Source organism: Vibrio sp. KUL80, assembly GCF_059725495.1.
This window is the reverse complement of the sequence record NZ_AP045842.1, coordinates 970,950-987,830: the sequence shown is the minus strand read 5'-3', so window position 1 is coordinate 987,830 and position 16,881 is coordinate 970,950. Positions and strand designations below refer to the sequence as shown.

The window sequence follows — 16,881 nt, the reverse complement described above, 5'->3', positions numbered from 1 at the left end:
ATACACCATCTCTCAATTATGACACTCAAAATTGTCGATTGCGACCAAACCTCTGGTGTCAGTGCGTGTAAAAATTAACTAAAATACAAGCAGTAACACGGGGAAGATGAATGCAGATACCTACTATTGGCTTTGATCATAAGAAAACCAATCAAGCGGAGTTAGAGATCTTTGATCTGGAATCTCTTTATCAACGCGAATACAAAGATCACTCGCCGCAGCGCCCTCATCGCATCACCTTTTTCATGATGGTGTACATCGAACGCGGGTCGGGTACTCATATGGTCGATTTCAAGAGCTACCCATTTGAGTCTGGAAGCATAGTCTTTGTGCGCCGTGAGCAGGTTCACTGCTTCGATTTTACCTCTCAACCTGTCGGCAAGGTGGTGATATTTACCCAGGAATTTCTCGACCAAGTCCACGCCAATATGCGTCTTCCTAACTATACGCCAACGCACCTCAATCAATCTCGCTCTCCGGTGCTGGCATTAGATAGTGAAACTTGCCTTAGTGCCAAACGAATCATTGATGAGGTGTTAAAAGAGATATCTCATGACAATGCGGATCCTTTGGTCGTGATGTATCTATTTTCTGCCTTCGCGTTGATGCTGCACAGGCTAAGGCCTGAAGAGCGTCACGATAAGCTGTCTCAGGAGCAAAGCGTCAAGTTAGCGCGATTTTTTGATCTTCTACAAAGTCACTATGAACGCACACGCGACGCCAATTGGTATGCCTCGCAGATCGGTACCACGTAAAAAACACTCAATCAGATCTGCAAGCTGGCAACGGATCTCACCGCAAAGCAGATGATCGATGCGTTTGTAACGATTGAAATGAAACGTCGTTTGGTGGTGAGTAGCGTGACAACTCAGCAACTCGCCTATGATTTTGGCTTTGAAGATGCTAGTAACTTTGTAAAGTACTTTAAAAACCAAACAGATATGACGCCAAGTCAGTTCCAAAAGCAGTACGCCGACCCTCATATTTAGCCGAAAACCAGTGTCTTGGGTTCGATATTGACCATTTTCCGACTCACTTCTACACGGATTTCCATCGAGCTTGTTCCTATTATTGTTTCCGAGCCAACAAGAGGAAAACAATATGAACAAGCTTACTCGTCTATTCGCTACGACTGCTGTAGCCGCTTCCGCCCTATCTGTTACTGCGATTGCAAACGCAGAAGAAATGACCAATCGCGAAAAGGCCATCGCCGTCATTTCTAGCATTGAGACTGGCGATCAAAGTGCTATCGGCTATATCAATCCTGAAAATTACACGCAACATAACTTGGGCGTGGCTGATGGACTGGCAGGCTTTGGTGAAGTGCCGCAGCAGCTTCCCGAAGGCAGCGCGAAAGCGAATGTGATTCGTACTATTCAAGACGGTGATTATGTAGCGCTACACACGGAATACAATTTCTTTGGTCCTAAAGCCGGTTTTGACATCTTCCGCTTTGAAGATGGTCTGATCGTTGAGCACTGGGATAACCTACAAGAGGTGGCCAAGCCCAATCCAAGTGGTCGAACCCAGTTTGATGGCGCAACTGAAATCACAGACCTAGATAAAAACGATGCTAACAAAGCCTTAGTCACGGACTTTGTGAAAACCATTCTTATGGGGGGCGACATGTCGAAGATTGGCATGTTTATCGGTGACAAAGATTCTGATTACATTCAACACAACACCGCCGTTGCCGATGGTTTAAGTGGATTAGGCGTTGCGATGAAGGCGCTGGCTGAAGCGGGTATGCCGATGGTTTACGACGCGAACCACTTGATTATTGGTGAAGGCAACTTTGTGCTTTCCGTCAGTGAGGGCAAGTTCATGAATCAACACGTGGCATTTTACGACCTGTTCCGCGTCGACAATGGAAAAATCGTTGAGCATTGGGACACCATTGAAGTGATTCCGCCAAAATCTGAATGGAAAAATGACAACGGTAAGTTTGGTTTCCAATAAACACACCGAATCGTTCCAAGGAGGGGCACTATCGCAGTGACCCTTTTTATTTCTTAAAACTCAGTTGGAGCCGTGATGAAAATGATAAATGTAGAAGACTACGCATCGGCTATCGAGCTTAATACGCCATATCAAGTAATGCCTATGGCGCTTGATGAGAACGAGGCAAGGGAAATGCTCTGGCGCGAGCTTGAGCCTGCGTTGACAGCAATAGGGGCACCGGAACGTGCAGATTGTGATGTCAATCGGCAGCGACAATGGATTGATGCCGCAATTACCCTATTAGCGCCGAATGCACTGAGCCCTAGAGGCGCAGCGGCACTTGATACTTTGCTTATGGCAGAAAAACAGCAGCGAGAGATGACCTCAATCGAGTCAACGTTGGCGATGCCGTTTTTGACTGTTGGCAACACCAAGATTGTCCTATGGAAGGGCGATATTACGACGTTGGAAGTGGATGCCATCGTGAATGCAGCCAATCATCAGATGCTTGGGTGTTTTCAACCGGGACATAAATGCATTGATAACGCGATACATAGTCGAGCGGGTGTTCAGTTGCGAAGAGATTGCAACACCATTATGGAGATCCAAGGGCACGATGAAGCCGCCGGACAGGCGAAGATCACCCGTGGTTATCATCTGCCAGCGCGCTATGTGATACATACAGTAGGCCCAGTGGTTTCTGGGATAGTGCAAGAAGCCGACCGAGCGACGCTTGCCTCCTCTTATCGCTCTGTATTAGATATCTCGCAAAAGGTGTCAGGTATTGACTCTCTTGCGCTGTGCTCAATTTCAACTGGTGTGTATGGCTACCCTATTGACCAGGCCACACCAATTGCGATTCAAGAGACAGTGGAATGGATAAAAGCCAATCCCAACAAGCTTAATAGCGTGGTGTTTAATGTGTTCAGCGACCGAGATTACGCGGTTTACCAAAGCCTTTTGGAGGAGTTTGTATGTCAGCAGTGGATAAAATGAAGCGGATTGCGGAAAAACTTGCCCAAGCCGATGCCGTGTTGATAGGATCAGGGGCAGGGCTTACAGCGGCCGCTGGCATTAACTATCTTGATGAGCAGCGGTTTACGGAAGTGTTTCCCGGGTGGGTGAAGAAAGGATTTACCGCGCAGTATCAATTGATGGGATACCCATATTGGACGCAGCTTGAGCAATGGGGATACTACAAGGCGCATCTTGAGTATGTCTATTTTGGTCAGCAGCATAACCCGTTGTACCAACGGCTTTATGATTTGGTGAAAGACAAAGACTACTTTGTGATGACATCCAATGTCGATGGGCTGTTTTACAAGAATGGCTTTGATAAGTCTCGCCTGTACACGCCACAGGGGGATTATGGAAAAATACAATGCACGGTGCCATGTAGCCAGCAGGTATGGGATATTGCGCCCTTCTTAGAGGCGATGAAGCCCTATTATGACAGAGACGAACAGGTACTTACCGACGAACGTGGGATCCCCAAGTGTCCAAATTGCGGGAGTCATATGTTCATCCATGCTCGGATTGATGGCTCTTTTATCGATGAAGAGCACCAGAAAGATCACCTGAGTTTGATGACTTGGTTAAATGATGTCTCTAGCAAAAAGGTTGTGCTTTTAGACTTGGGATCTGGATTTAACACGCCGACGGTGATTCGAATACCGATGGAGAAGCTGACAATAGCTATAGCCGAGGCTTATTTGGTTAGAGTTAATCTCGAGCATGATGCGGTGCCAAGAGAGATAGAGTCGAAAGCGATGTGTGTTCGAGGTGAAATTGCAGAGTTTGTCCGTGATTTATCAGGTGCTATCTAAAGGTAATATTGTGGGCACGTTAAGTGCCCTCAATAATATTGTCTCAAGGTTACACTTTAAACTGCTTAACAGTGTCTAGCAGCTCTTGATTGCGTCCTTTTAACTCATATGCATTATCCATTGCCACATCGCCGTTTTGTGCGAGGGAACGCACCATTTCCTGAATTGCGACCATGTTCTTATTAATCTCTTCCGACACGGTACTTTGTTCTTTGGCAGAAGAGGCAATTTGCGCTACCAATGTATTGATGTCCACCGTGAATTCCATCATAGAATCGAGTGATTGAGTGACGTTACTTGTTTGATCTTCATAGAGCTTACAACGATGTTTTGTCGACTCCATGCTTGCCACGACCGCCTCATTACCTGAGTGCAGTTTCGCTAACATATCGTTAATCTCAGCGGTGCTTTGTCTAGTTCGAGAAGCAAGAGCACGTACCTCGTCAGCAACTACAGCAAAGCCTCGTCCTTGTTCCCCGGCTCGCGCTGCTTCTATAGCTGCATTCAGCGCTAATAAGTTGGTTTGCTCTGCTATATCGCCAATGACTTCTAGGGTGTCGCCAATCTTTTGTGTGTCTTTACTCATCGCAATGACGGCATCAGAGGTGTTTTCAACCTCAGCGACTAAGGCTTGAAGACTCGAAATAGCCTCTTGAACAATAACTTTGGAGTTGGCGCTTGCTTCATTTGCGGTTTCAGTGTGCGCGGAGGCTTGAGAGGCGTCACTCGATACAGTATCCGCCGAGGCGCTCATTTGATGTATCGAGGTAACGATTTGATCCATCTCGGTCTGGTGAGCTTGGAATAAGGTCTGGTTCTGCTTCGTTTGTTGCTCTAAGTGCAAAATCGAGCCGCTAGTCGTATTACAAGATTGTATGACACTCCCTACTAGGGTTTGTAATTGAGCAATGAAAGTGTTGATATCTTTGGAAATTTTACCAAACTCATCCTGCGAGTTCACTTGTAATCGCTGTGTGAGGTCACCTTTACCCGTTGCGAGATCGCGCACCACATTCTGCAGTGAGCTAATGGGTTTGAGTAAGAAAGCGATAATAGTCATGCTGAGTGGAATGATAACTATCGCAGCTATTAGCAATGCTTGTGTTATTTGGGTGCTGATACTTGCGGCATTTGCTTCAGTCACCGCACGATCAAGATAAGCTGTCAATGACCATTGGTTGTTCAATACGGGTAATGTAGAGGTAAATTCAAGATGATCGCCGCTGGTGACGTTTTTAAAGATGTTTTTGCCGGCAGCATCAGTCAGTGAGATGTAGTCACCATGCCCCGTGGTTTGAGCAAGGGGTTGGGTGATAAAGGAGAGATCGAGATAAAAAATGGTGATCTCTCCGCGCGAGGTGTCCGGAACAATGATCTCGAGTAGCTGTTTGCTATCTTGGACGATAACCTGATTAGCAACCGCTTCTCCATTTGACTGGGACAATAAGTTCATTAAATTTGCGACAACCGATTTGTCTTCCAATATTCCATTTTTATCAAACGCAAAATCTGAGGACGTCGCTTTGACGATGTTCTCGAACTCAGTATTTTTAACAATACCTGATACATCCAAAAAACTTACGTTGAGCGATCTGGCTTGTTGGAAACTAAAATTGAGTTTGTCTGCAACACCTTGGTTAAGGAGCTCGAGTTTGTCTTGAGTCGATTGCGTACCCGTTCGCTCGATGTAGGATTCGATAAAATAGTTGGCGGCGACGTAACTGGTGCCAATGGTGATGAAGATAATGGCTACAACAATGGAATAGAGTTTTAGTTTGAACGAAAGGTCCTTCATTTTGTTCGTCTCTTTACAGAAGTCATTGACGAATATGGTAATAATTTAGACAGCGAGATAAAGTGATGAGGGTTATAGTTATGATTTTATGTCAACTTATGTTGCATTATGTGATCCTGGATATGAGTTTATATCATCTAAAAAAAAGTTCGACTTATTACTAAGTCGAACTTTTTACGTTGAAGCGCTTGCTTGGAGTTTCTACATCACCAACGAAGAAAGAATCCCAATCACACCACCAAATACGCCGCCCCAGACGACAAGCCAGCCAAGGTGCTCTTTAATCATCTTCTGAACAATCTCTTTTACTAGCTTTGGTGTCAGCTCACTCAGGCGTTGGTCGATAATTGCTTCCACATTGCTCTTCACCTCATCCAGCATAGCAGGAGATTCAAGTTGCTCAATCAGCGCCTGTTTGACCGAGTCACTTTGGCTAATATCGATGACGGCTTGCTGCATTTTCTCGACGAATGGCTGTTTCATTGGCTGTAGTGCCTCTGAGCCACCAAGCATGGCGAGCATACCGCCAAATTGAGAGTTCTCGATGACCTCAACCAAAGAGTCAAAAGCAGGGTTAAAGTCGACTTTCTCTAGCACTGGTTCTAGATCGATGTTGATGCCTGAGCTCATTTCCTTGTTAAGAAAACGGTCGATGTTCTCGCTGGTAAAAAACTGCTCCATCATGAGGTTCTTGATAGCCAGTTTGAAATCTTCAAAGCGAGCCGGGATGACTCCGGAGCCATATAGTCCAGGCACCTTCTCAAACAGCATGTGGATTGCGAGCCAGTTAGTAACGGCGCCGGAGAACGCGAAAAGACCCGCGTATAGCAGTAGGCTATTGTCCAGTTGATAACCCGCGCCAAGTAGCGCAAGTGCGATGAAATTGGTAATGAAGCTTTTGTTCATGGTTCAATCTTGATAGAAAACGTTGCGCTGATTTTAGAGAAAAAGTCAGCGCATAAAAAGCCTCATGTTCAATCGAACCGTCATACAAGGCTTGGGCGCTACTCTGGCAGCTCTCTAATGGTTTTGATTTTCTCTAGCAGCACGGACTTGTTGAAGGGCTTGGAGACGTAATCGTCCATTCCACTGTCGGTACAGCGCTGGATGTCGTCATCGAGCACGCTAGCCGTAAGAGCGATAATTGGCGTTCGTGCCTTGTTGTACTGCTCTTCATACAGTCGAAACTCTTCTGAGGCGGTAAAACCGTCCTTCACTGGCATCATACAATCCATCAGTACCACGTGATAGTAATTGCTGTCATCGCACAAATAGTTCAAGGCTTCTTGCCCGTTGTTGGCAATGTCTACGTTATAGCCTGACTTCTTGAGCAGTAGCGAGGCCACCTTCTGGTTTACCAGATTATCTTCTACCAGCAAGATGGATTGGTTATCGGGACTTTTTGCCATCTCTTGCAGTGTCGGTTGTGTCGGCTTGACCCTGATCTGTTCTGCTGGATCGCCGTTGCCAACCACTTCGAGCTTAGGCTCTCTCGTTTTACCCAGCGCTTGGTGCTGTTTTGGCGCATTAGATAGGGCGTCAATTAATCGAGCACCGAGTAGTGGGTAGGTGACTAATCCAGCAATCAGCCCCTGATAGTCACCTGCGGCTGCATTTTGTGGCTGAATTAGAACAATAGGAGTTGAAGACCAAGTGACGCCAAGTTTCATCAACTCAGTACGAGCACTTTGGCTATCACTCATACAATAGATGATGATGCTGTTGCTTGTAACATCCGTTATTTCACTATACTGCGAGTGCATCACTTGGTGCTGTAATCCGAAGTGGGTGAGCTCATCGGTTACCGATTGCGCGAATCCTTGTTGATTGGTGATGACTACAAATTGCGTTTGACTCAACTTTGGTGATGTCGGAGCTTTCTCCTGAGCAATGCCTGACTCTATAGTGAAGAAGAAGCGGCTGCCTTTGCCTTTTTCTGAGTCGATCTCTATGTGCCCCCCCATAAGCTCTACCAGTTGAGAGGAAATCGCCAATCCTAAACCGGTTCCGCCGAACTGACGGGTGACCGAGCTGTCCTCTTGAGTAAAGGGCTTGAATATTGAATCTTGTTTCTCTTTATCAATACCAATCCCCGTGTCCTCGATAGCTATCGTTAGCGCACATCGCTCCCCGCCAATATGCTCAACATCGATGCTGATGCCCACATGACCTTTGCTGGTAAACTTGACGGCATTAGACATGAGGTTCATTAAGATCTGGCGTAGACGGTGATCATCGATAATCAGCATATGTGGCATGCCACGGGTGAAGCGCACTTGAAGATCGAGATCTTTTTCTTTGGCTTTCGACATTACGATGGCGAGCGTGTCATAGGCGATCTCACGTAAGTTTGAGCTATGCAGTGAGATGAGCAGGTTACCCGACTCGATCTTGGAGATGTCTAAGATATCGTTGATCAAGATCAGCAGGGTCTGTGATGAGGTTTCTATGGTGTTGAGGTAGTCTCGCTGTACGGGATCGAGTTGGGAATCCGATAAGATCCCAGACATACCTATGATGCCGTTTAATGGGGTACGTATTTCGTGGGACATGTTCGCTAAGAATGAGCTTTTCGCGACATTGGCGCGCTCGGCTTCTTCTTTCGCCGCCACCATTCGACGTTCGTTCTCACGTCGCTCTTCTATTAGACGATTCATTTGCCCGCCAAAACGGCTAAACTCATCGTGCCCTTCGGTAGAAGCCAGTACATTATCACCGTCATGTTTTTCAATCTTCTCAAATGTCTCTAACGTATTGTTTAGGAAAAAGATGATGCGACGAGCGATGTTAAAGCTGAGAATAAGCAGTGCTAGCATCACGGATAAGGTGATACCTATGGTGAGCCACAATCGAGTTTCAAGAGCACGGATGCCCATGCTCATTTCATTAGAAAGCTGTTTATTGATTTGTTCTGTTGCTTGCTGAATTAACTCCAAGCGACGGTCGAGAGCCTCGACGCCAGCAACAATTTCTGGAAGTTTGGGCTTTGCGTGTTCGTCATTTAATACGCGATCACGAAATTGAATGCTCTTAATAAATGACTCATCAGAGAAGGTTTTCAGGAGCAAGCTCACCTGAGAGGCATCGGCGTTGATATTCAAAAACCGGTCAATGAGGTACTGCTGCCTCTCAAATAGAGTACCTAGTGCTTCGTGGCTTTCTTCATGATGTTGATGATGCACTCCGTGCCCTTCATAGATATCCAAATGAATGAGCCAGTTTTCTTCGGTTGCCCAGAAGCGTATCCATTCTAGGGTGAACAATGCACTCAAGTGAGATTCAATGGAGCGTGAACCTGTATCGACTTTGACGCTTTCAAGCTTGGCAATCAGCGCTGTAATTAATTCTTCGACCCAAGAGCTCCACTCTTCAAGCTCTTCGATATCTTCAACAAATTCTATTTCTGATTGTGCTTCTCGAAGTTCATTAAGCGTATTTTGGACGGTATCTATATCTGTTAAATAATAAGCTTCGTTGAGTACAAGCTGTAATTTATCGAGACATTCATCTAATTTAGGAAATATGACATTTTTGTTACCGTCGAACGTTCGCTGTAGCTTCTCTAAGCGTGCGTTATGGAGGATAGCGCTATACTTTCCTAAAAAGCCAAGTGCTTGTGATTGATGAGAAAGTACCGACATCTGCTGCAGGTTTCTCTGCGTTCGGAACGCTTCCCAAGCAGAAAAGACTAAAATCACGATCAAGGGCAAAACCGCCATTAAAATGATTCGAGTTTTGATCGACATCTTGTTTAACACATCCATATAGCCCATTCCTGACAAATATTCTTGAACATCACTGCTTGTAAACTAATCTATCGGTAGTTTAGGAAAGGAATCCTCTAGAGTGTAATAATAATGACTAAAACGCGCAGTCGGCAGGAATACAGAAAATTGGTGAATATCATCAGCTTGATTACGATCAGCTTGATGTGTGTATGTAGCTTGCTTTTTACGCAGGCCGCGAAAGCAGCAGATGACTACGCCATCTTTTCGATGAACGAGAGTTTTGACGAACTCAGCCGCAGTAAAGCAAGAATGCTCTATCGAGGTAAAACAAAATCTCTCCAAGGTGAGCGAATTGAACTCTCGGACTGGCCGGAAAATTCCGCAGAGAGAGCGACCTTTTATAAGTCTTTGCTCGGTAAAGATGTCGCTCAGATGAATGCCTACTGGGCAAGTCTTTCATTCTCGGGAAAAGCGCGCCCTCCAAAAGAAATCAACTCCGCAAATATTGATGAGCTTATTCAATGGTTAAGTCAAAAACCAGAGCGAATAGGGTATGCCCCTTTGAGCGCCCTGCCGGATAACGTCAATGTTTTGTACGTGGTTGAGGGAGGCAAATAATGATGAACAAGCTTCCAATTATCTTAACTGCCACCATACTAAGTGCTCCTGTTCATGCTGTTATCGAATTGACCGATACGCTCTCTTTTAGTGGCTTTGGTTCTACTTCTTGGGCCCGTTCAGACAATGACACACCACTATTTATCAATCGGTTTATCAAAGATGAAAATTGCTTTGACTGTGATACCACGTTCGGTTTGCAACTTGATTACTACAACAATGGATTCAAAGCCTCTGTTCAAGGGGTTAAGCGCCCTCAAGACCATTGGAGTAACCCTTCGTTGGAGTGGGCTTATGTTGGATATGAGTTCGATAATTTCGATATCAGAGCGGGGCGTCAGAGGCTACCGCTTTACCTTGCGTCAGAATACTTTTATGTCGGGCAGGCTTATACACTGGCACGACTTCCAACCGAAGTGTATGGCGCTTTTCTGGGTATCACTGGGTACAACGGAATAGCGGCAACGTGGAACACGTATATTGGCGATGACATCCAGCTTACGGTAACGCCTTATGTTGGCTTTGATGATAAAAACAGCGTGACGTTTAGTCCGACTTTTGAGCTGGAGTTTGAGACGCAAAGACTCTATGGAATCAACGCTCAGTTACTTGGTGATTTTTACCGCTGGAACTTTTCTGTAATGGACGGAAAGTTTGATGTGACATCAAGGGGTACAGGCTTTGCGGATATTCCTTTCCCTCCATATGAGATATCTTTCCCAATAAATGAAACCGATGAGAATAGGGTAAAACTATACTCGGTTGGTACAGAATATGAATTTGGTATGCTCAAAGCTACGTTTGAGTTTCAAAAAACCGAATCTCGACGCATGGATTGGTATAGCATGCTGAGTTATCGATTAGCGCCATTCACACCTTATGTCGCTTATGGTCAGCTCTATCAGCAAGATAAGCGCTCTAACATGACGACTACGTTGGGCGTTCGCTATGACGTTTTGAACAACGTTTCCATTAACGCAGAGTATCAATATGTCAAAGTGCTCAACGATGGCTCAGGGGCGTTTGCTCCTGAGAAGACGATCTCATCTCAAAGATTAGAGGACAACACTGCCAACGTGTTTACATTAATGGTTAATTTCGTCTTCTAACGTGGAATAAAGTAGAAACTCACATCCCCAGTACTAAATTATCTCTTACTAAAAAAGGATTTTGAATGAAGAGGTTACGATGTTGAAATTCAAAGCCGGATGGCTTGCTCGACCTTGCCGCACCTTGTCTATTCTGACCGTGCTATTGATAGGTCTTGTTGTGATTCCTCCAGACAGTAGAGCCTTTGCGGCAACTGAATATGCGGTATTTACCCTCAACCAAGAGTTTGATGAGTTGACACGAAGCAAAGCGCGCATGCTTTACCGTGGTAAAGCCAAGTCGCTCCAAGGTAAACGAATCGAGCTCTCCGATTGGCCCGAAACGTCGACAGAACGTTCAGAATTTTACCAATCTCTTCTCGGCAAAGACGTCGCGCAAATGAATGCGTATTGGGCGAGCTTGTCCTTCTCTGGGAAAGCACGCCCACCAAAAGAAATAGGGAATGCCAACGTGAATACGCTCATTGCTTGGTTAATCGAGAAACCCAACAGGATAGGTTATGCGCCTCTAAATGAAGTGCCGAGTGAAGCCAAGGTCCTGTACGTAGTGAGTAAGGAGAAATAACAATGAAAAAACAACTTCTTGCAATGAGCTTAGCAGTGGCATCAACATCAGTAACGGCAGCAATTGATATAACCGACAATTTCTCTATCAGTGGTTTTGGTTCGACGTCTTGGGCTCGCAGCGACAATGAAACCCCGCTACTCGTCAATCGAAATATTCGAGATGAAGACTGTTTTGATTGTGACACCACGTTTGGGGTACAGCTAGACTATTTTTATGAGGCATTCAAAGCCTCAGTGCAGATCGTTAAACGACCTCAAGACCATTGGAGTGAGCCGCAACTAGAGTGGGCTTATTTGGGGTACTCCATCGGTGACTTTGAGGTGCGTGCAGGACGACTTCGCCTTCCTGTCTTCCTCGCATCTGAGTATTACTATGTTGGACATGCTTATACCGCAGCAAGACCTAATGAAGAGGTATACAACAGTATTTTGGGTGTGACCGCTTACAACGGCGCTAGCGTTATCTGGAACTATAGCCTGACGGACGAGCTACAGTTATCCCTGACACCATTTGCTGGCTTCAAGGATACCAACGAAGTTGAGTTAAATCCCAACATAGCATTGGAGTTTGAAACCAAAAACATGTGGGGGGTAAATGCGCAGCTATTGGGCGATAACTTCAGAGTGAATTTTGCTTTCCTCGACTCAAACTTTGACCAGACAACTAAGCTTTCCAATTTTGAAGTTCCGGGATCTGGAGGGTTTGTCATTCCGTACAGTGAGACACTTGCTCCAGACCAAAATATCAAGCTTTACTCTCTAGGAGGCGAGTATGACTTTGGGCAGTTGAAGTTAACTGCTGAAGGGCAAAAGAATGATTTAGGCTCTTCTTGGTACGGCAGTGCTGCTTATCGAGTGCAGAAATTTACCCCATACGTTGTATATGGCCAGACATATCGCGATGCTTCGGAAGGGAACTCTTACAAAGGAAAAACAGGGGATAGTTGGACGCTTGGTCTGAGGTATGATGTTTTATACAACGTATCAATCAACGCAGAATGGCAGAGATTTGAGAGCTTTGGCATTGATGATAATGGCGATACAAATAGCGGTCCATTCATAGACTCACCTGGAACAGACACCGACGCTAATATGTACACCATCATGGTTAACTTCGTATTCTAAGCGCCGCTTAAAACTAAAAAAGGCTCACTTAGTGAGCCTTCAGATTGATGACGAACCCCACTTTTTAAAGTGGGGTTCTTTTTTATGAGCGACCGTAGGTCGCGATCGCGATATTTTTTGTCAAGTAACCTGTGGGGCGTTAGTGTTCTTAAGTTGGCGTACATTAGCGAGGATTTGCGATATTTCACTTCGATTTAGGCCGAGTTTACGCAGATAGTTCACCACCAACGCTATCTTTTTGATGTTTTGAGCAGTTGCCGCCAACCAGCACTGCATCTGTACCTTGGCTAGGCCACGGAAGCGAGCATAACGATGACCGTGATGCTGTTTTGCATCGGCGAAGCTTCTTTCTACCGTTTCACTTCTACGCCTGTAGGTCTTCTTTCCATAAGCGGAGACTCGCATCATGTTCGCTCTATCCATGGCCTCCGTATAGATATGCCTTGTAACGACCTTCTTCATGTTTTTACTTTGAGTACATTCATCACGCATTGGGCAGAACACGCATTCTTTAGGGTCTGAGTGATACTCTCGATAAGCGTCGCGTGATGTTGTCTTGTAAATAAGTTCTTGTCCGTTAGGGCAACGATAGCTGTCTTTTTCTTTGTTATAGATGAAGTGCTTCTTCTTGAAGGCATTCTTTGTTCGTGATGGTCGGCGATAGCCGAACACACCAAGTATCCCTCTGCGCTCAAGGGATTCTGCGACAGGGGCAGTGAAGTAACCGGCATCAAGGCCAACGGCGATAGGATTGAGATTAAACTGTTCAAGTGTGTAGTCGAGGCGGTGGATATAAGGTTGGGAGTCATTGATATTCCCCGCGGTCGCGTGGGTATCAACGATGATGCCATGCTGACCATCGACCGTGCGGTGGTCGAGATAGAAGAACCCTTGCGGCTTGTTGTCGCGGGTCATGAAGCCACTTTCTGGGTCAGTCGTACTGCTCTTCGTATTCTTGGTCTTCTGCTCAGAAGGTCGTTCTTTTAGCGGTTTCTTTCCTTCTTTTTCTCGGTCTAGTACCACGTCTTCATCTAACATGTCTAAATAGGCACTAGCTCGAACCGCCGTTTGTTTATTGGTGTACTTGTTTTTGTTCGCGTTTGCTTTGAGGTGAGTGCTGTCAGTAAAAAGCTCTTGTCCAGCGACTAAGCCTTTCGCCATGGCTTGTTGAACGATGTTAATAAAGATACGTTCGAAGACATCCGTACCATTAAAGCGGCGGATACGGTTTTGGCTGAGTGTCGAAGCATGGATGACTTTTTCGGTGAGAGACATGCGTAGGAACCAACGATACGCGACATTCACTTCGATTTCTTTGACAAGTTGACGCTCACTTTTTACGCCGAAGATGTAGCCCAGTAGGATAATTTTGAATAAGCGGACAGGGTCTACAGGCGGTCGGCCATTGTCTTTGCAGTAGAGGTGGGCAACTTCGTCACGAATGAACTCAAAGTCGATAGCAGAATCAATTTTGCGTACAAGATGGTCTTTGGGAACCAGTTGTTCCATCGTCACCATTTCGAGTTCGTACTGTTGTGGAGAGGGTTCTTGGAGCATGTCAGAGTATCCATATTTCGATACTCCTATTAGATCAAAGGTCTAGCTCAATAGCTAGACCTTTGTCAGCAGTCTGAAGGCTCACTTAGTGAGCCTTTTCTTTCGAGTCAGTAAGATTATTTCTCACCTTTCTCCGCAACTTTTTCCAGCGCTAGTACTAGACCAATTGCCGCCAGCATCAAAACAACGGCAATAGCGAGTTGTGAAGGCTGACCTGTCACAGACTCAAAGTTGAATGGTGATAGGTTTTCTTGGATAAGAGGAACCTGTTCACCTTTTGAGTTAGTGCGCCATGAGATGGTCTCTTTCCATGGCCATAGCTTTGGAAGCGTGCCTAGCATCAGACCTGTTAAGAACACCAATGCGAAATCGCGGAAGCGCTTTAGCAGCCATGAAAGTACGTGTGAGAACGACAGCAAGCCAACCAAGCAGCCTGTCGCAAAAAGAGCCATAACATCAATTTGTAGACCTTTCACTGCGCCCAAAACAGGTGTGTACATACCTAGAAGAAGCAGAATGAAGCTACCTGAAATACCAGGAAGAATCATTGCACAGATAGCGATACAGCCAGCAAAGAAGATGTTTAGGCTGGTTGGGTCCATCTGAAGTGGCTTAAGTACTGTGATGCTGTAAGCAAACACCGCACCGATAAGCAGCACGATAAAGCGCGATAGTGTCTTTTGCTCAACTTGTTTAATCATGTGATAAACAGACACCATGATCAGACCAAAGAAGAACGACCATACCGGTACTGGGTGGGTTTCTAGCGCCCAAGAGATGAACTTCGCAAGTGAAAGAATCGACGTCAGGATGCCACCAAACAGCGCGATAAGGAAAAAGCCATTGATATGGTCAAACGCCGCTTTGAAGCCTTCACGTTTCCAAATACCGAACAGGCTAGGGTTAACGCGTCGGATACTTTCTAGCAAGGTATCGTAAATACCAGTAATAAAGGCGATCGTACCTCCCGATACGCCAGGTACAACGTCGGCTGCACCCATCGCCATTCCTTTTAAGAATGTAGTCAGATAGTTCTTCATGGTTTCTTCTTGGTTTAAAAAGTTGGAGCAGAGTATATATGCATGCGTAATTTAGTGCACTAGAGAAATTGCCATGGTAAGTGCCGATAAGTGCGTCAAATTAATATGAATTCCCAATCTATATAAGTCCAAACTCTTCTTCCCATAACACCCCGAAAGCCCAGTAAAACCAACGCCTGTATCTTGTCTAGATAAGTGGTGGTAGATACCACTATGTTGCAAATCTGCAAAGGAACGGACACGAAACCTTCATACAAGCTCGTCAAAGTATCCCTACATCAATAAGGCAGCAATACGACGAGTGTAGCGAGCTAGATTCATTTTCAATTTAGCCAAACTTGTCTAGACAACTCACAAGTGGAAGGAGTGGATATGCCAGTTTACCTAGATATCGCATCGGTCTTAGACCAAGAAGTTCGGGAGCAATATACGCCGGGAGAGTATCTACCGTCGGAAGGCCAACTCGCGCAGCGGTTTGAGGTCAACCGTCATACGCTGCGCCGTGCTATTGATGAGTTAGTGAATACCGGGATGGTTCAAAGGCATCAAGGCAAGGGCAACATGGTGGTGAGACAACCAAGTGATTATCGCATTCACTCTGGCGCTCACTTTACCAAGAACTTGATTGAGCAAGGTGCCAGACCGCGCTGTGAAGTGATTCAGAGTCGTGTCGTTGCCGCACCGATGAAAATTGCCGAGTACTTGGGTGTAGAGGAGGGCGTCAAAATCATCCACATCCGTACCCTTCGACGCACCGAAGAGTGCCCGCGCACCATCATCGACCACTACCTTCCTGACCTCAGCTGGTGGCGAGTATTGAAGAATTTTCACAATGGGTCTCTGCACGGATTTATCAAACGTGGTCTCGACATCGAGCTTGAGCGCAAGGAGACACGAGTCGGTGCCAAAGTCCCTACCAACGAAGAATGTCGTCTACTGCAAATTACGCAGAGTACGCCAATTCTAAAAGTCAAAACCAAAAACGTTATCAAAGGAACCAACATTGTGGCTGAGTTTTCTAGCTCCAATAGCCGTTCCGACGCAACCGAAATAGTAATGGAGCATTAAATGACGGCTGTGACTGAAAGACAAAGCTGGATGTCAGTGTTAGCACAAAGCCAGCACAACGAGCTAGAGCGCTTATGGAGCGCGACCAACCTAGAAGCGGACTACCAAATGGTTCGCCAACCAGAAATCGGGCTTGCTCAAGTGCGTGCTCGCATGGGTGGCACTGGGCGTGAGTTCAACATGGGCGACGCCACGATTACCCGCGCTGTCGTTAAGCTCGCTAGCGGAGAAATGGGTTACAGCTATCTGCGCGGCAGAAACAAAGCACAAGCTGAGCTCGCGGCGGTGATCGACGGTCTTTTGCAAACCTCAACTCACAATGAGTTGCTGATGAATGCAGTAATAGAGCCGCTAGCAGCAATCAAACAAGAGCAGCAGCAACAGCGTGCCAAAGAAGTCGCAACCAGTAAGGTGGACTTTTTCACTATGGTCCGTGGTGAAGACTAGGTCCGCGGAGAAGACTAGCTTCGAGCGAAGACTTACCAAAGGCTAACAAAATAGCCCAAC

Annotated in this window: 14 protein-coding genes and 1 pseudogene; 10 read left to right on the top strand and 5 right to left on the bottom strand. The window is 45.9% G+C overall.

What is annotated here, in order from left to right; translation table 11 throughout:
- Positions 1-110: 110 nt before the first annotated feature.
- The 4 genes and pseudogenes from AC6I8U_RS21080 (at position 111) to AC6I8U_RS21065 (ending at position 3,767) form a co-directional block, all read left to right on the top strand.
- Positions 111-989: pseudogene (locus AC6I8U_RS21080) on the top strand (helix-turn-helix domain-containing protein).
- A 112-nt stretch (positions 990-1,101) separates the two neighbouring features.
- Positions 1,102-1,959, top strand: a complete 858-nt coding sequence (locus AC6I8U_RS21075) for a nuclear transport factor 2 family protein (protein WP_498018403.1) — start codon at positions 1,102-1,104, stop codon at positions 1,957-1,959.
- 75 nt (positions 1,960-2,034) lie between these two features.
- The gene (locus tag AC6I8U_RS21070) at positions 2,035-2,937 is read left to right on the top strand and encodes a protein-ADP-ribose hydrolase (protein WP_498018402.1); all 903 of its coding nucleotides are present in this window, start codon (positions 2,035-2,037) and stop codon (positions 2,935-2,937) included.
- Positions 2,916-3,767: an SIR2 family NAD-dependent protein deacylase gene (locus AC6I8U_RS21065; RefSeq protein ID WP_498018401.1), complete on the top strand. Its 852-nt coding sequence runs from the start codon at positions 2,916-2,918 to the stop codon at positions 3,765-3,767. Before AC6I8U_RS21070 ends, AC6I8U_RS21065 begins: the two co-directional genes overlap by 22 nt.
- A gap of 49 nt (positions 3,768-3,816) precedes the next feature.
- On the opposite strand, the gene AC6I8U_RS21060 is transcribed toward AC6I8U_RS21065, so the two are convergent.
- The 3 genes from AC6I8U_RS21060 to AC6I8U_RS21050 all read right to left on the bottom strand — a co-directional run bounded on the left by AC6I8U_RS21060 (position 3,817) and on the right by AC6I8U_RS21050 (position 9,326).
- Complete coding sequence (locus AC6I8U_RS21060; protein ID WP_498018400.1) at positions 3,817-5,562, bottom strand: methyl-accepting chemotaxis protein; 1,746 nt, start codon at positions 5,560-5,562, stop codon at positions 3,817-3,819.
- Between the two features lie 201 nt (positions 5,563-5,763).
- The gene (locus AC6I8U_RS21055) at positions 5,764-6,468 is read right to left on the bottom strand and encodes a DUF445 domain-containing protein (RefSeq protein WP_498018399.1); all 705 of its coding nucleotides are present in this window, start codon (positions 6,466-6,468) and stop codon (positions 5,764-5,766) included.
- A gap of 98 nt (positions 6,469-6,566) precedes the next feature.
- Entirely contained in the window at positions 6,567-9,326 is a 2,760-nt protein-coding gene (locus AC6I8U_RS21050; protein ID WP_498018398.1) for a hybrid sensor histidine kinase/response regulator, read from the bottom strand.
- 93 nt (positions 9,327-9,419) lie between these two features.
- On the opposite strand from AC6I8U_RS21050, the gene AC6I8U_RS21045 reads away from it, so the two are divergent.
- From AC6I8U_RS21045 to AC6I8U_RS21030, 4 genes are all read left to right on the top strand, one after another.
- Positions 9,420-9,908 carry a hypothetical protein gene (locus tag AC6I8U_RS21045; RefSeq protein WP_498018397.1) on the top strand — a complete coding sequence of 163 codons (489 nt, stop codon included), beginning with the start codon at positions 9,420-9,422 and terminating at the stop codon, positions 9,906-9,908.
- Positions 9,908-11,017 carry a porin gene (locus AC6I8U_RS21040; protein ID WP_498018396.1) on the top strand — a complete coding sequence of 370 codons (1,110 nt, stop codon included), beginning with the start codon at positions 9,908-9,910 and terminating at the stop codon, positions 11,015-11,017. The genes AC6I8U_RS21045 and AC6I8U_RS21040 overlap by 1 nt, the downstream gene beginning before the upstream one ends.
- 79 nt (positions 11,018-11,096) lie before the next feature.
- Positions 11,097-11,582, top strand: a complete 486-nt coding sequence (locus AC6I8U_RS21035) for a hypothetical protein (RefSeq protein WP_498018395.1) — start codon at positions 11,097-11,099, stop codon at positions 11,580-11,582.
- Between the two features lie 2 nt (positions 11,583-11,584).
- Positions 11,585-12,709, top strand: a complete 1,125-nt coding sequence (locus AC6I8U_RS21030; protein WP_498018394.1) for a porin — start codon at positions 11,585-11,587, stop codon at positions 12,707-12,709.
- An 82-nt stretch (positions 12,710-12,791) separates the two neighbouring features.
- Here AC6I8U_RS21030 and AC6I8U_RS21025 read toward each other — a convergent pair.
- A protein-coding gene (locus AC6I8U_RS21025) for an IS1182 family transposase (RefSeq protein WP_498016671.1) occupies positions 12,792-14,266 on the bottom strand; the annotation gives its coding sequence in 2 pieces (ribosomal slippage) (positions 12,792-12,844 and positions 12,844-14,266; 1,476 coding nt in all).
- Between the two features lie 116 nt (positions 14,267-14,382).
- Positions 14,383-15,306, bottom strand: a complete 924-nt coding sequence (locus AC6I8U_RS21020) for a polyprenyl-phosphate transporter (RefSeq protein WP_128648159.1) — start codon at positions 15,304-15,306, stop codon at positions 14,383-14,385.
- Positions 15,307-15,678: 372 nt separating this feature from the next.
- Here AC6I8U_RS21020 and phnF point away from each other — a divergent pair, with 372 nt between their 5' ends.
- Together phnF and phnG are read left to right on the top strand one after the other, a co-directional pair.
- Complete coding sequence (gene phnF, locus AC6I8U_RS21015; protein WP_498018393.1) at positions 15,679-16,374, top strand: phosphonate metabolism transcriptional regulator PhnF; 696 nt, start codon at positions 15,679-15,681, stop codon at positions 16,372-16,374.
- The gene (gene phnG / locus AC6I8U_RS21010; protein ID WP_042474921.1) at positions 16,375-16,821 is read left to right on the top strand and encodes a phosphonate C-P lyase system protein PhnG; all 447 of its coding nucleotides are present in this window, start codon (positions 16,375-16,377) and stop codon (positions 16,819-16,821) included. It begins immediately after the preceding gene.
- The last annotated feature ends 60 nt before the right edge of the window (positions 16,822-16,881 follow it).

Excerpts from the sequence above, each read along its gene's own strand:
- phnG (WP_042474921.1), top strand. The coding sequence starts at position 16,375 with ATGACGGCTGTGACTGAAAGACAAAGCTGGATGTCAGTGTTAGCACAA.
- AC6I8U_RS21070 (WP_498018402.1), top strand. The coding sequence starts at position 2,035 with ATGAAAATGATAAATGTAGAAGACTACGCATCGGCTATCGAGCTTAAT.
- AC6I8U_RS21030 (WP_498018394.1), top strand. The coding sequence starts at position 11,585 with ATGAAAAAACAACTTCTTGCAATGAGCTTAGCAGTGGCATCAACATCA.
- AC6I8U_RS21020 (WP_128648159.1), bottom strand. The coding sequence starts at position 15,306 with ATGAAGAACTATCTGACTACATTCTTAAAAGGAATGGCGATGGGTGCA.
- AC6I8U_RS21050 (WP_498018398.1), bottom strand. The coding sequence starts at position 9,326 with ATGGATGTGTTAAACAAGATGTCGATCAAAACTCGAATCATTTTAATG.
- AC6I8U_RS21075 (WP_498018403.1), top strand. The coding sequence starts at position 1,102 with ATGAACAAGCTTACTCGTCTATTCGCTACGACTGCTGTAGCCGCTTCC.
- phnF (WP_498018393.1), top strand. The coding sequence starts at position 15,679 with ATGCCAGTTTACCTAGATATCGCATCGGTCTTAGACCAAGAAGTTCGG.
- AC6I8U_RS21060 (WP_498018400.1), bottom strand. The coding sequence starts at position 5,562 with ATGAAGGACCTTTCGTTCAAACTAAAACTCTATTCCATTGTTGTAGCC.
- AC6I8U_RS21065 (WP_498018401.1), top strand. The coding sequence starts at position 2,916 with ATGTCAGCAGTGGATAAAATGAAGCGGATTGCGGAAAAACTTGCCCAA.
- AC6I8U_RS21055 (WP_498018399.1), bottom strand. The coding sequence starts at position 6,468 with ATGAACAAAAGCTTCATTACCAATTTCATCGCACTTGCGCTACTTGGC.
- AC6I8U_RS21040 (WP_498018396.1), top strand. The coding sequence starts at position 9,908 with ATGATGAACAAGCTTCCAATTATCTTAACTGCCACCATACTAAGTGCT.
- AC6I8U_RS21035 (WP_498018395.1), top strand. The coding sequence starts at position 11,097 with ATGTTGAAATTCAAAGCCGGATGGCTTGCTCGACCTTGCCGCACCTTG.
- AC6I8U_RS21045 (WP_498018397.1), top strand. The coding sequence starts at position 9,420 with ATGACTAAAACGCGCAGTCGGCAGGAATACAGAAAATTGGTGAATATC.